Annotated in this window: 10 protein-coding genes; 7 read left to right on the forward strand and 3 right to left on the reverse strand. The window is 62.1% G+C overall.

What is annotated here, in order from left to right:
- The first annotated feature begins 50 nt into the window (after positions 1 to 50).
- On the forward strand, positions 51 to 209 hold the full coding sequence (locus tag MAA44156_RS23800) for a hypothetical protein (protein ID WP_394818182.1): 159 nt from the start codon (positions 51 to 53) through the stop codon (positions 207 to 209).
- A 111-nt stretch (positions 210 to 320) separates the two neighbouring features.
- Positions 321 to 3731, forward strand: coding sequence for a DUF8742 domain-containing protein (locus MAA44156_RS17105; protein WP_009974964.1), 3411 nt, complete (start codon positions 321 to 323; stop codon positions 3729 to 3731).
- Here the strand turns inward: MAA44156_RS17105 and MAA44156_RS17110 are convergent.
- A complete protein-coding gene (locus MAA44156_RS17110) occupies positions 3719 to 4678 on the reverse strand; it encodes a DUF6615 family protein (protein WP_009974963.1) in 960 nt (319 codons plus the stop codon). The genes MAA44156_RS17105 and MAA44156_RS17110 overlap by 13 nt on opposite strands.
- A 139-nt stretch (positions 4679 to 4817) precedes the next feature.
- On the opposite strand from MAA44156_RS17110, the gene MAA44156_RS17115 reads away from it, so the two are divergent.
- Genes MAA44156_RS17115 through MAA44156_RS17130 form a run of 4 tightly spaced genes read left to right on the forward strand, consistent with a single transcriptional unit; the run spans position 4818 to position 13018 of the window.
- Positions 4818 to 7613, forward strand: a complete 2796-nt coding sequence (locus MAA44156_RS17115) for a DUF1156 domain-containing protein (RefSeq protein WP_029248375.1) — start codon at positions 4818 to 4820, stop codon at positions 7611 to 7613.
- Between the two features lies 1 nt (position 7614).
- On the forward strand, positions 7615 to 10941 hold the full coding sequence (locus MAA44156_RS17120) for a DUF499 family protein (protein WP_009974960.1): 3327 nt from the start codon (positions 7615 to 7617) through the stop codon (positions 10939 to 10941).
- Positions 10938 to 12185: an AlbA family DNA-binding domain-containing protein gene (locus MAA44156_RS17125; protein WP_009974959.1), complete on the forward strand. Its 1248-nt coding sequence runs from the start codon at positions 10938 to 10940 to the stop codon at positions 12183 to 12185. The genes MAA44156_RS17120 and MAA44156_RS17125 overlap by 4 nt, the downstream gene beginning before the upstream one ends.
- Before the next feature lie 5 nt (positions 12186 to 12190).
- Positions 12191 to 13018 (forward strand): hypothetical protein, encoded by an 828-nt coding sequence (locus tag MAA44156_RS17130; RefSeq protein ID WP_009974958.1) that lies wholly within the window; start codon positions 12191 to 12193, stop codon positions 13016 to 13018.
- 32 nt (positions 13019 to 13050) lie between these two features.
- Here MAA44156_RS17130 and MAA44156_RS17135 read toward each other — a convergent pair whose 3' ends face one another.
- Positions 13051 to 13269, reverse strand: coding sequence for a hypothetical protein (locus MAA44156_RS17135; RefSeq protein WP_134799949.1), 219 nt, complete (start codon positions 13267 to 13269; stop codon positions 13051 to 13053).
- Entirely contained in the window at positions 13269 to 13697 is a 429-nt protein-coding gene (locus MAA44156_RS17140; RefSeq protein ID WP_009974956.1) for an NUDIX hydrolase, read from the reverse strand. The genes MAA44156_RS17135 and MAA44156_RS17140 overlap by 1 nt, the downstream gene beginning before the upstream one ends.
- Before the next feature lie 93 nt (positions 13698 to 13790).
- Here MAA44156_RS17140 and MAA44156_RS17145 point away from each other — a divergent pair, with 93 nt between their 5' ends.
- Positions 13791 to 14570 (forward strand): GntR family transcriptional regulator, encoded by a 780-nt coding sequence (locus tag MAA44156_RS17145; protein ID WP_023880334.1) that lies wholly within the window; start codon positions 13791 to 13793, stop codon positions 14568 to 14570.
- The last annotated feature ends 36 nt before the right edge of the window (positions 14571 to 14606 follow it).

Here is a 14606-nt window from a genome sequence, read left to right on the forward strand (position 1 = left end):
TCGCGCGGCCGGGCAACAGTGGCGGTCCGATCGTTGCGCAGGATGGCCGTGTGATAGGTCTCGTGGTCGAGGATTCTGCAGAAGCACCATCGACCGGAACCGGACCGAACGCCGCACCCTTCTATCGCGGCATCCCGTCGAGCGAGGTGATCCACGCGGTCGACGAACTCGGCTTCGGCGGCATCGTGGAGATGGACACCGTCCGATAGACCTAGCCCTGGGACCTGTCAACGAGCAACAAACCAGGAAACCGGCAAACGACATCGTTCCTGTCGGCCCCTTCGACTACCGTAGTTTGGCTGTCGAGATGGGAGGCGAACGTGCTGCTTGAGGAACTCAAGCCGGGGCTGCGTGTCGACGGGTTGATCCCTGCCGCGGTGGTCACCGTCGTCGCTGCACAGTGGCATGGCACGGACGCGCTTGAACTCACCTACAAGACGGCCGCCGGGGCGCTCGGCCAGCAGGTTGTCTTCCGTAAGGATCAAGACAGCCTCAACATCGCCGCGACAGGCAGCCGAGCCTTCGACGCCCCAGCCGCAGACTTCAAACTCGTCGCCGAGGCCCAGCGCATCCAGCTGGCCGGTCTGTTCGACCCGATGCTCGCCGTGGCCACCAGCGACGTACGTCCCCTCCCCCACCAGATTCGCGCGGTCTACGGCGAGCTACTCCCCCGCACCCCTCTGCGGTTCCTGCTCGCCGACGATCCGGGCGCCGGTAAGACGATCATGGCTGGTCTCTACATCAAGGAGCTGATTCTCCGCGACGACGTCAAGCAGTGTCTGATCGTCGCGCCAGGCGGACTGGTGGAGCAGTGGCAGGACGAGCTGTTCTTCAAGTTCGGGCTGCGCTTCGACCTGCTGACCAATCAGCTGATCGACGCCAACGTGAACCTCAACGTCTTCGAGACCAACCCGCTGCTGATCGCCCGCATGGACCAGCTGTCCCGCAACGAGGAACTCCAAGCCCAGCTCAAGGACACCGAGTGGGACCTGGTGATCGTCGACGAGGCGCACCGGATGGGTGCCCACTACTTCGGCGCCAAGCTGGAGAAGACGAAGCGCTTCCTGCTCGGCGAGCTGCTCGGCTCGATCACTCGCCACCTGCTGTTGATGACGGCCACGCCGCATTCCGGCAAGGAAGAGGACTTCCAACTGTTCCTGACCCTGCTGGATCGCGATCGCTTCGAGGGCAAGCAGAAGAAGGCGGCCTACACCAAGGACATCATGCGCCGCATGGTCAAGGAGGAACTGCTCACCTTCGAGGGCAAAAAGTTGTTCCCGGAGCGGATCGCCGAGACCGTGCCCTATGAGTTGACGGCGTTGGAATACGACCTCTACGAACAGGTCACCGCCTATGTACGCGAGGGCATGAACCGCGCCGACAAGATCGGCGGCAAACGCAAGAACACTGTCGGGTTCGCCCTGACCGTGTTGCAGCGCCGCCTGGCCTCCAGCCCGGAAGCCATCTACCGCAGCCTGGTCCGCCGCAGCGAGCGGCTGGAACGCAAGAAACAGGAGATCCTCAACGGCACCTACGTGGAGAAGGAGCCCAGCATCGATGTCAGCGCACTGGATGCTGACGAATACAACGCCGAGGAAATCGAGGACATCGAGGAAGAGTTGCTCGACGCCGCCACCGCGGCCCAGACGGTCGAAGAACTCGACGGAGAGCTACTCGAACTGGCAGAGCTGATCAAGGTCGCCAAGCAGGTCCGCGACGCCGGCACCGACCGCAAATGGACCGAACTGTCCAAAATTCTGCAGGACAACGCGCTGACCACTGACAAGGACGGAGTACCGCGCAAGTTCATCATCTTCACCGAGCACCGCGACACCCTGGACTACCTGGCCGTCCGGATTCGGTCGCTGCTGGGCAAACCGGATGCGGTGCAGGCCATTCACGGTGGTGTTCGCCGGCTGGAACGCCGCGTGATCACCGAGGAGTTCACCAAGAACCGTGGCTGCCAGATCCTGCTGGCCACCGACGCCGCCGGTGAAGGTCTGAACCTTCAGGCCGCGCACCTGATGGTCAACTACGACCTGCCGTGGAATCCGAACCGCATCGAGCAACGCTTCGGCCGCATCCACCGCATCGGCCAAGAGGAAGTCTGCCGACTGTGGAACCTGGTCGCGAGCAACACCCGCGAAGGCGACGTGTTCGTACAGCTACTGCTGAAGGTCGAGGAACAGCGAAAAGCATATGGCGGCAAGGTGTTCGATGTCCTCGGTGAAGTTTTCGCCGAGACGTCGCTGCGGGATCTGCTGCTGCACGCCATTCGCTACGGCGATCAGCCCGAGGTGAAGGCCAAGATGCACGAGGTCATCGACGGCCAGGTGTCCGAAGGGCTGAAAGAACTTCTCGAAGAACGTTCCCTGGCATCGGAGCATCTCGCCGAAGCCGACCTGGAGAAGCTGCGCGCGGCGATGGACGAGGCCCGAGCCCGCCGCCTGCAGCCGCACTACATCGAGTTGGCCTTCAAGGCCGCCTTCACCCGGTTAGGCGGGCGCATCGCCAAACGTGAACAGGGCCGCTACGAGATCGCCAACGTTCCGGCACAGATCCGGTCCGGCAAGTTCGGGCCGATCGCCACCAAATACGATCGAGTCACGTTCGACCTCGACCACGTCCTGCCCGACGGGCTGGTCCGGGCTGATCTGCTCGCCCCCGGACATCCGCTGCATGACGCGGTGATGGACGAGGCGATCCGCCGCCACGGCAGTGTCCTCAACAGCGGCGCCGTGTTGGTGTCGTCCACGCTGGAGGAACCGCACCTGCTGGTCGGTGTCATCGAGGAGGTTGCCGACGCGACCGGGGCCACGGTGTCACGCCGGTTCGGGTACGCCTACGTCGACAGCATGGGCACTGTGAGTGCTGCCGGCCCGGCGCCCTACCTTGACTGCGTGGCCGCACCCGAGGTGCCGGCGGTGACGGCATCGCGGCAGCTGCCGTGGCTGGCTGAGGCCGAGGATCGGGCGATCAGTTGGATTATCGCCAACCAGCTCCCCGAATACCTGGCCGAGGTGCAGCCCCGACGCTCCGCAGAGTTGGCCAAGACCCGCGAACTGGTCACGAAACGCCTTGAGCACGAACGAGATCGACTGCTCCTCGATGCGGCGGTTGCCGCCGAGAAGGAACAAGCCGGCGACAAGCCCAAGGAGTCCGCGGAGAGCCTCAACCGAAAAGCGGTCGAGCTTGATGCGCGGATGCGCAGACGGTTGGCGATTGTCGATCAGCAGGCGCTGATGTCGACGAAGCCGCCGCGCATCCTCACTGCGGCGCTCGTCTTGCCGATAGGGATGCTCGAAGCAGACCTGCCTTCGACGGCACCGATCCATGCCAAGGAAACCAAGGAAGTCGAACGTCGAGGCGTGGACTTGGTACTCACTCGCGAGCGAGAGCTTGGCCGCACCCCGGTGGAGCAGCCTTTCAACAACAAGGGATTCGACATCCTGTCGCACGCACCGAACGGTGACACGTACCGCATCGAAGTCAAGGCGCGCATCGACGGCGCGAAGGACTTCTTCGTCACCCACAACGAAGTGATGGTCGGTAAGAACGCGGTGCCTCGTTACCGACTCGCGCTGGTGACTGTCGACCCGCGTGGGCCGCAGTACGACGAGGTCTGCTACCTCGATAATCCTTTCGCAACAACAGATCTGGGCGATTTCGACTCAACCGGTATCCGCGGGGATTGGGCGAAAATGTGGGCAAAGGGGGCTCAACCATTCTGAGGCAGCCGCACAACGACGACACCTGCCACATCCTCTGGCATGGTCGACGCCATCTCGTCGGCATCGAATTCGTCAGATTCGATTTCGAGTATATAGTCGGGTGGGACGTGACGCAGCGGATCGAGCGCGTGATTGAAGTAAGGCACACCCCAGTGACCGGTGTCGGAGGGCAGGTTCGGAAACACGGGTCCGAGCTGGTCATGCCCGCCGTCGGCCATCATGCTCGGATCAGAGAGCGAAACTGCACTGAACTGTCCCGCGCGCACCCTGAGCACACGATCTATCGTCGATCTCGCCACCGCCCGAGCACCCTTCTGCGGGCGCAGGAGAAAGTCTACGAGCTCCGGGTCTATCTGCTTCGTCAGCGTCGGGATGAGCAACGCCCGTGTCGAACTCGGCAACCACAGATCTTCGAGCGCAACCGAACGTTCGTACGTGATCGCGGAATCGTTGACGATCGCCGCGTCAGCCAACAGCGCAGGCATCAGGGAAATAGACCGCTTCACGCACGAGGGGCAGAGCCGACCTCGGTGGTTGTCGGGGCACGGCTCCCAGTTCCGATAGTCGCCTGTGCCCAAGTAGAGCGCGTACACCGGTATGAGGTCGAGGCTCGCGGCCGTCGACCTCAGATTCGCGTGCTGACTGCCTGCACCGCCGCGATATCCGAAGTCGAAGCACCACCTGCCCTGGTGCATGATCAGGCGCTTCGCCTGCACCAGCATCCCGTAAGCCGACGTGGAGTCCACCCACCACCAGACCCAGTCGGCACCACTGAGGGCTTCGGCACGCTGGGTAAACGGCACCACGCTCACCGCTGTGGCGGCGCGGGACATCACGATCTCGCTGACCGCCGTTTCACCCCACCGCAGGTGTGCTCGCCCACACGCCGCCATATGTTGCACGGAATGTTCGCGCGCCCGCCTGAACGCCGTCTCGACCGCCACCATGGCCAGATACTCGCATGCACAGCGGGGCGAACCTGCGCGACGCCTGGGGTTTTGTCATGCAGTCCCGATAGATCTATTCGACAAGAATGGCGCTGCGGCGCCATGTGGACATGCCCGAGAGCTAGTTAGAAGGGTCGACGTGGTCCAGAAACGCAAGCTGATCGAGGTGGCGCTGCCACTGGAGGCGATCAACCGGGAGTCCGCCCGTGAAAAGTCGATCCGCCACGGCCACCCGTCCACACTGCACCTATGGTGGGCGCGACGACCACTCGCCGCCGCCCGCGCGGTGCTGTTCGCTCAACTCGTCGACGATCCCTCATCACATCCCGAAGAGTTCCCCACCGAAGAACTACAGCGCAAGGAACGCGAGCGGCTGCACAAGCTCATCGAGCGCCTCGTCGTGTGGGAAAACATCCAGGATGGGAAGCTGCTCGCCGAGGCGCACGCCGAGATACTTAAATCCACCGACGGCAATCCCCCACCGATCCTCGACCCGTTCGCCGGCGGCGGTACTATCCCGCTCGAAGCTCAGCGCCTCGGACTCGAAGCCCACGCGTCCGATCTGAATCCCGTTGCGGTACTGATCAATAAAGCACTGATCGAGATTCCGCCGAAGTTCTCCGGGCAACCGCCGGTGTCTCCGGATGTCGCCAAGGACCAGCTCGCCCATCCGTGGCCGCGGGCCACCGGACTGGCCGAAGATGTGCGCCGCTACGGGCAATGGATGCGCGACGAAGCCGAGAAGCGCATAGGGCACCTTTACCCGAAAGCCACACTGCCCGACGGGTCGCGGGCAACAGTGATCGCGTGGATCTGGGCCCGCACCGTTACCTGCCCCAACCCTGCTTGCGGTATCGCCATGCCGCTCGTGCGCTCCTGGTGGCTCGGTAAGAAGAAGGGAAAGGAAGCGTATGTCGTCCCATCCGTAGTTGACGGCAAGGTGCAATTCAGCATTGGCCGCGACCCCAAGGACGCACCCACCGTTCATACCGATGGCACTGTGGGCCGCACTGGCGCAACTTGCATCGGCTGCGGATCGGCCGTTGAGCTGAAATATATCCGCGCCGAGGGCCGGGCCGGACGCATGGGCTCGCAACTCATGGCTATCGTCGCTGAAGGCAACCGAACCCGCATCTATCTGGAACCAACACCCGAACACGAAGCAGCTGCACAGGTTCCGCGGCCAGATAACGTGCCAGGTGGAGACCTGCCCAACAATCCACGCGATTTCAAAACGCCGAACTACGGTATGACTACATTCGCCGACCTGTTTACGGCGCGGCAACTCACCGCACTCACCACGTTCAGCGACCTTGTTGGTGAAGCCCACGAACGCGTGCTGGCTAACGCCCTCGCCGCAGGTATGTCAGAAGGCAATCGCCTCGAAGCCGGCGGCGCGGATGCTGCCTCCTATGCTGACGCTGTCGCAACATATCTGGGTTTCGCCATCAGCCGTATGACCAACAAGGCAAGCACAATCTGCTCATGGGATTCAAGCACAAAGATGGAGGCGGTTCGAAGCGTCTTTGCACGCCAAGCGCTTCCCATGAGTTGGGACTATGCCGAGTCGACCCCGTGGGGTGGTTCCGGCGGCGACTTCACCGAGGATCTTGCGTGGGTCAGCCGTGTGCTGGATAGGTGCACAGGTGGTCTACGCGGCGCTGTGCAACAAGCGTCCGCCAACGACTGTCGTTTGTCCGGCTTACTGATCTCCACCGATCCGCCCTACTACGACAACATCGGCTACTCGGACCTGTCAGATTACTTTTACGTCTGGCTACGCCGCTCGCTACGCTCGGTCCACCCACGGCTATTGAGCACAATGCTCGTGCCAAAGGCAGAGGAACTCGTCGCTAACCCTTACCGCCACGGCGGCAAAGACGGCGCACACGAATTCTTCGAGAACGGATTCCGAGAGGTGTTCCGCCGCGCACGCAAGTCTGCGCTGCCAGATTTCCCAATCACTGTCTACTACGCGTTCAAACAGTCAGAAATGACTGATTCCGGTGAGGCGTCTACCGGCTGGGAAACGCTGTTAGAGGGCATGATTCACTCGGGCTGGGAAGTCACTGCGACGTGGCCGATACGGAGCGAGCTCGGCAACCGAATGATCGGCGCGGGAAAGAATGCGCTTGCCTCGTCCATCGTATTGGCACTGCGCCCCCGCCCCGCGGACGCGCCGCCAACTGACCGCCGCCAGTTTGTCGAGACTCTCAAGGCTGAGCTGCCTGTGGCGCTTAAGGACTTGCAGCAGGGGGCGATTGCGCCAGTCGATCTGCCTCAGGCTGCGATTGGTCCGGGTATGGCGGTGTTCTCCCGATATTCGGGTGTATTGGAACCGGACGGATCGAAGATGTCGGTTCGATCGGCGTTGGCGCGGATTAACGAGATCCTTGACCAGGTGCTCAATGAGCAGGAGGGCGATTTCGACGCCACCAGCCGGTTCGCGATTGCCTGGTATCGCCAACATGGTTATGGTACTGGCGCTTTCGGCGATGCCAACAACCTTGCCAACGCGCGCAACACCACGGTTGATGCGATGGATCGCGGCGGGATCCTCTCCAGCCGAGCTGGCAAGGTGCACCTCATCAAGCCGTCGGACTTGAGCGCCGACTACGACGTTCTCGCCGACCTCCACACCAGCAACTGGGAAGCGCTGCACCATCTCATCCAGCGTCTGGAAGGTGATGGCATCACCCCGGCTGGCGACTTCTTGCGCACCGCGCTGTCGCGCCCGGACGGTGCGGTTGACGCCGACCTCGTCAAGGAGCTCGCGCACCTGCTGTTCCGGGTCGCCGAGGCCAACGGCTGGACCAAGGACGCATTGAGCTTCAACAGCCTGGTCACCAGCTGGCCGGAGATCATTGACGCCGCACGGTCGGAAATGCCGACAACCTCCCAGGGCTCATTCGATTTCGAGGAAGACACAGACTGACATGGCACTGAGCAATCGCGACCGCATCAACAAGATGTTCGAGATCATCGCGCCACCGCTGGATGACTTCATCTCCTTGGTGATTGGGCAGGGCGACCCAGCAGTCGGCGCGGCCTGGCCGAAACTCGTGCAGGCCAAAGACGGGGCATCCAGCACGAAAACCTACAGCGCTCACGACCCCCAAGTGCAGTTCCGCATCCTGACCGAGTCGAACATCACCTCGGGATTCAGGAAGGGCTGGTATCCCTTCAACAAGACGCTGGGCAAGGCCGGTGAATCGTTCGCCATCGAACTGCGCGAGATACGGAACACCTGGGCGCACAACGGAACTTTCACCGACGACGACGCTTACCGAGCCCTCGACACCGGCGAGCGACTACTCAGACTGATCAACGCCTCCGACGAAGCCGCCGAGCTGCAGGCTATCCGGCTCAACCTGCGCCGCGTCACCGCCGATAAGGATGACAAGAAGGTCCTCAAAGCCGCCGTCGATAATCCCGAGTCCGCCGGACTCAAACCGTGGCGCGAAGTTCTGCCGCCGCACGATGACGTCGCCACCGGAAACTTCGCCGCCTCGGAGTTCGCCGCCGACCTCTACAAGGTCGCCTTCGGCGGCGAGCAGGACGCCGACTACGCCGACCCGGTTGATTTTTTCCGCCGCACCTACCTCACCGAAGGCCTGACCGATCTGGTTGGGCGAGCAGTGCGCCGCCTCTCCGGCGATGACAACGCTCCCCCGGTCATCAACCTGCAAACGAACTTCGGCGGCGGCAAGACCCATTCCATGCTGGCGCTGTGGCATGTGGCCGCCGGGCTGCCGGTCGGAGAGTTCCCTCAGGACACCCAGGAGCTGCTCACCAAGAATGGCTACACCGGCCACAAGGTCAATCGGGTTGCCATCGTCGGTAACCACTTCAGCCCTGCCGGGGCACCGCCCAAAGACGACGGCACCCGCATCAACACGATCTGGGGTGAGCTGGCCTGGCAGCTGGGCGGCGCCGAAGCGTTCGCGCTCGTCGCCAAGGCTGATGCGGACCGCACCACGCCGGGTGAGGCGCTGCACGATCTGCTGGCGAAGTACGCCCCCGCCGTCATCCTCATCGACGAATGGGTGGCGTATGCGCGGTCGCTGCTCGGCCGTGATGACCTGGCGGGCGGAACTTTCGATGACCAGTTCACCTTCGCGCAATCACTGACCGAGGCCGCCAAGGGCACTCCTGGGATCCTGCTGGTGATCTCCATTCCCGCGTCGGAGTCCGGCGATGACTCCGAGGTCGTCGCGGGCAACGCCGAAGAGGTCGGCGGCGCACACGGATTGGAAGCGCTGAAAAGGCTGCAGAATGTGGTGCGCCGTGTTGCCGACCAGTGGCGGCCAGCGTCGTCTACCGAGGCGTATCAGATTGTGCGGCAGCGCTTATTCAAGCAACCGGATGCGGCAGCACTGGCCGCGATCGGCGCGACCGCACGGGCCTACGTCGACATGTACCGCAAGTACGCCGATGATTTTCCCCGCGACTCCCGAGACACCGCCTACGAGGACCGGATCAAACGCACGTACCCGATCCACCCCGAGTTGTTCGACCGGCTCTACGAGGAATGGTCGTCGCTGGAGCGCTTCCAGCGCACCCGCGGTGTCTTGCGGCTGATGAGCACCGTCATCCATGCACTCTGGACCGGTGAAGACGCCTCACCGCTGATCATGCCCGGATCAATCCCGATTGCCACCGCCACCGTGAACCAAGAACTCACCCAGTACCTCCACGACTCGTGGAAAACAATCATCGATGCCGACGTTGACGGACCCCATTCAGAGCCAGCACGCATCGACAAGGAGAAGCCGCTCTTCGGCCAGCGGTCGTTGACCAAACGCTTGGCCCGGACGGTGTTCTTCGGCGCCGCCCCGACCATCGGGTCAGCCCACAAAGGCATCGAGACGCAACGGGTCTTCCTCGGCACCGCAGTGCCCGGTGATGTGCCGGGTAACTTTCACTCCGCTCTCACACAGCTCGGTGACCGCGCCACGTACTTCTATTCCGGCTCCGGCAAGTACTGGTATGACCTGCAGGCCAACATCACCCGCACCGCCAAAGACCAGGCCGAGTGTCTGCACAAAGAGGACGTGTGGGCCGAGATGGTGCATCGCCTGCAGAACCAGGCCAAGATACGCGGTGATTTCGCCGGCGTGCACGTGTGCCCGGAGACCAACGCCGACATCCCCGACACTGACGAAGCACGGCTGGTGATCCTGCACCCGAAGGTCGCCCACAAGCGGGGATCTGATTCAGAGGCAAAGAAATTCGCGAAGCAGGCCACCGAGCACCGCGGTACCGCTAACCGGACCAACCGCAACATGCTGGTGTACCTGGCCGCCGACGAGGCGCGCCTGCAGGAGCTTGATTCCGCGGTGCGGGACTACCTGGGCTGGACGCATGTCCTGGACAACGAGGCCGATCTCGATCTGACGCAGAATCAGAAGAATCAGGCCACCCAACGTCAGTCCCAGGCCGATGGAACGGTGAAATCGCGTCTGTTGCAGACATTTACGTGGGCGCTGGTGCCTTCCCAACCCGATGCCGGGGCGCCGTTCATCGTGCGTGAGACCAAGGTCGAGGGGCAGTCGGAGTCGTTGGCAGAACGGGTATCCCGCCGGCTAGGCAACGACGGCGACCTGTCGATCGGGCAGGCCGCGGCGACCATCCGGCTCGCGATCGGCAAGGTGCCGCAGATCTGGAAGGACGGCCACGTCTCCCTCGGAGCGCTATGGCGGCTCTACAGCCAGTATCCGTACATGCCGCGCTTGCGCGACCGCCGGGTGCTCGACGAAGGCATCATCGACATGCCAATGATCTGGCAGACAGACGCCTTCGCGCTGGCCACCGGCTTCGATGAAGCGGCGAGTCGCTACATCGGTCTGTGGACGCCCGACGACAGCAGCGCGGCTCCGGCGGCCACCGACTCGCTGCTGCTGGTGCGCCCCGACATCGCAGTCACGCAGCGCGACACCGAGGTGAAGCCGCCATCAGATCCGGATGACGAGACCACGCCGGCCGTGGATACGACAACGAAACCACCAGTCGACGTCGCGTTTCCCCCGCCGAAGACCCGCTTCTACGGGGTCAAGACTCTCAGTTCCGACAAGGTCGCCCTGGATTTCAAGAACGTCGCCGAGGAAATCCTTGCCCATCTTCGTGACACTGGCGCGACGCTCGTCGTGAAGGTCGAGATCGAAGCCATTGACGCGGGCGGTTTCGACGAGGGCAAGATCCGGACGGTATCGGAAAATGCGCAGACGCTGAAGTTCGATCAGTCGGGGTTTGAGGAAACGTGAGCTTCACCGAGCTCCATCGTGCTCTCGGAGTCGCGCCGGGTCCACTGACCGACGAGTTACTGAGCGAAGCAGTTGCAGCCGGCGTAGCGGAAACCGATGGCTTGGACTGGAAGTCTGAGTTGCCTCCCGCTAAGGGCATTCCGCAGACTGACTTCCCGAAGGACGTAGCGGCGATGGCCAACAGCGGCGGCGGCCTGATCGTCTACGGCGTTCGTGAGGACCAGAAAGCGGCAGTCGAGCGGGTAGATGTCGGCAAGTTCGACGAGGCCCACGAACGTTCCCTGCGCAACGCGGCGATCACCGCCATCGCACCGCCTGTGTTCGGCCTGAACGTACACCGTGTGGGGGCCCCAGGAAGCCGGACCGTCATCGTCGAGGTTCCCTCCAGCCTCGACGGCCCCCATCTCATCTACAAGAATGACTACTTCGCCGCACCTGTCCGCAACGACTCCGACACCGTGTGGATGAAGGAACGCCAGATCGAAGCCATGTATCGCGCACGCTTCGAGGAACGGCGCCACGCCACCGAGGTGCTGAACGCTCTATTCAGCGAAGCGGCCGCGGGAAGAAACACCGACACCCGTTCATGGATGATCGCAGTTGCCCATCCACGTATGCCCCGCTTTCGCGATCGGCTGACCCGTGAGGCGGCTCGCGACGTTCTGTCCGAGGCCGAGGGTCTGGCATTGGTATATGCGGGCAGAGGCGGCATTCATCCGTTGGAGAGCGTCGACCGACTCAACCCGCGCCCAGGGCTGCGACGTTGGGTTGCCGTAAACACGGCCACGAGCGATCGCACAATCTGGAAAGAGGCCTGGGCAAGCATCCACGATGATGGCTCGGTCACTTTGGCGACCGCAGTTGGTGCACATCGCATTCAGGCCGGCCATTTCGAAGGATGGCAGGTCGAATCCTCTGCGATCGAGTGCGCGATCGCAGACCTCATGGCGCTCATCAGAACTACTGCAGAGGCGACCGGCAATGACGAGTACGACGTACGAGTGGGGATCGTGTGGACGGGTGGTAACCCGCTGACGATACTGACGAAGGACAACCAGGGCTTCACTTACGACGGCGTGTCTACCCCGCTGCACCACTACACGCCCGTCGAAATGACCGTGAACGCCAACGCGCCTGACGTGGACTACTTTTGGCATGTCCACGACCTTGCTCAAGACTGTGTAAACCAAGGTGGGATCTCGAACGTGTTGATGATCCGCCCTCCAGCTCGGGACCAGGAATAGCCCCGATGGCAAACCTGAAGAACCCCACGAAGCAGAAGCTCGAGCACCTGCTGAACATGCGGACTGGCTACGTCCTGGATTTCACCAACTCCACGTTTCAAGACTTCATCGTCACCAGTGTCGGGATCGATGTCGATGAGAAGTACCCAGAAGGTTCGAAAGCTGTTCGTCTCAGATCATTTTGGCAGAGTGAGGCCGATGTGGTCGTTGCAACACTCATGATCGAAATGCTTGAACGCTGGCGGACAAACCAACTGCTGAGCGGTGGGCCGTCGCCCTCCGACCAGCAGGTTTACGACGAAGCCGTGGCAGAGCTGAATGCACTCATTCCCGACGAATCGACACCAACCGCTGATGAAATCGCCTTCCTGGAAAAAGATCTCGGCAATATTGACCTGACTTGCGTTCCACTACCCCTGACGTTCCAGGAAGTCATTCAACAGCGTCGAGACGAGATTGAGCGATGCTTAAAGGCGAAGGCGCCTCTCGCAGTGATTTTCCTGTGCGGAAGCACCCTTGAGGGCTTGCTTTTCGCCGTCGCTGAGGGCAACCCGAAGCAATTCAATCAGGCGACTGCGGCACCAACCAAAGACGGCAAAGTGAGGCCATTCGCCGAGTGGACTCTACAGAACCTCATCGCAGTGTCACGTGAACTCGGCCTTGTCGGTCAAGATGTCCTGAAACACGCTGACGCAGTTCGCGATTTCCGCAACTACATCCACCCACGACAGCAGATTCGCGAGAACTTCACTCCGCGCATGTTCACGGCAGAGATGGCTGACAAAGTACTTCGAGCCGCGATATCCGACCTGGCGAGCAGACGTTCGCCTTGATCACCCAACCGCTCGTCGACGCGAACCGGAGCCTACGCGATATCGTGCATCCAGACCTGACCGAGGCGTGCAAGACGATAATCGAATTCGATGATCTTTTCGAGCAGCGTCCCGGTACCCGAGCACTCGTCCATGAGCAAAGCCCCGAACTGATAGCTGGATTCCGTTTCAGCTACACCAGTATTGCCGCCGATGTCATCGGGTTCGCGAGGGCGTACAAGCCAGGACGTCCCAGTGATGACAACTGACATTATCCGAATACGAGATTTACTCCGTCATGCGCCCGCGACTGCGGTGATTCCTCAAACGCATCTAAGACCCGCACCCCGAACGCCGGCACCATCGCTGACTGCACTTCTTCCTTTGTCATCCAACGGATTTCGCGTGCTTCCTCGGTCGAATGCGGCTTTCCCCCGGCTGGCCGACAGCGATACACCAGCGCAACGATTCCACGGGTCAGATTCTTGTAGACGCCGGTGAGCCGCTCCACGGCGACTTCAAGGCCAGTCTCTTCCAGCACCTCACGCTGCACGCCAGCTTCGAACGATTCGCCAAGTTCCAAGACGCCGCCAGGCGCTTCCCAATGGCCGTTGTCGTCGCGCTTGATGACCAGAACCCGGCCGTCATCTCGGACAACGATGCCAGCGACGCTGACCGAGTGCTTCGGTGTGGCTGCCATGCGAGACTCCTACTCTCGGCCCGACTCCAGTCGTGACATGGGCGTGTCGCTTCCCTAGACTAGTCGCCTAGACATGTAAGGGAAGGCTCACAGGTGCTACAACTTGGCCAGATCGATCGGGCAGACGATAAGCCGCCGTATCGGCAGATCGCCAGCATGTTGCGTGAGGCCATCACCTCTGGCCAGTTAGAAGCAGGGGGACGCCTGCCCTCCGAGGCCGCGTTGATAGAGCACTTCCGGGTCGCACGGATGACGGTCCGCCAGGCCGTGCAGGAACTGCGCTCAGAGGGCCTCGTGATCTCCGAGCACGGCCGCGGCGTGTTCGTTCGCCCCGCGCCCCCCATTCGGCGGCTCGCTTCCGATCGGTTTGCGGGGCGACATCGCGCCAGCGGCAAAGCGGCGTTCACGGTCGAGGCGGAGAAGTCGGGTTACACGCCGCAGGTGGACAACATCACCGTGACACGAGAAAGGCCGAATCACGCTGTCGCCGAACGTCTTCGTTTGACTCCAGAGGACGACGTTGTCGTTCGATCCCGGCGTTACCTTGCCGATGGAAGGCCGGTCGAAACGGCTACCTCATATATTCCTGCCGCATTCGCTCAGGGCACGAAGATCGAACAGACCGATACCGGGCCAGGTGGCATATACGCGCGCCTCGAAGAGGCTGGCCACACGCTTGCGCGATTCACCGAGGAAGTCGGCGCGCGAATGCCCACCCCTGAAGAGCGCCGCGCCTTACAACTCCCGGCAGGGGCTCCTGTTCTGACAGTGGTTCGTACGGCCTACGACACTCATGACGTGGCTGTCGAGGTGTGCGACACCGTGAAGGTGGCATCGGCCTACCTGCTCGAATACGACTTTTCAGCGCGCTGAACCCCCGCGAAGCGACCAATTGAGGCGCAACGCTTG

The sequence above is a fragment of the Mycobacterium avium subsp. avium genome, assembly GCF_009741445.1.
Taxonomy (GTDB): domain Bacteria; phylum Actinomycetota; class Actinomycetes; order Mycobacteriales; family Mycobacteriaceae; genus Mycobacterium; species Mycobacterium avium.

What these genes read in the sequence shown, in the direction of transcription:
- MAA44156_RS17110 (WP_009974963.1), bottom strand. Translation starts at nt 4,678, where the DNA reads ATGGTGGCGGTCGAGACGGCGTTCAGGCGGGCGCGCGAACATTCCGTG.
- MAA44156_RS17130 (WP_009974958.1), top strand. Translation starts at nt 12,191, where the DNA reads ATGGCAAACCTGAAGAACCCCACGAAGCAGAAGCTCGAGCACCTGCTG.
- MAA44156_RS17135 (WP_134799949.1), bottom strand. Translation starts at nt 13,269, where the DNA reads ATGTCAGTTGTCATCACTGGGACGTCCTGGCTTGTACGCCCTCGCGAA.
- MAA44156_RS17120 (WP_009974960.1), top strand. Translation starts at nt 7,615, where the DNA reads ATGGCACTGAGCAATCGCGACCGCATCAACAAGATGTTCGAGATCATC.
- MAA44156_RS17140 (WP_009974956.1), bottom strand. Translation starts at nt 13,697, where the DNA reads ATGGCAGCCACACCGAAGCACTCGGTCAGCGTCGCTGGCATCGTTGTC.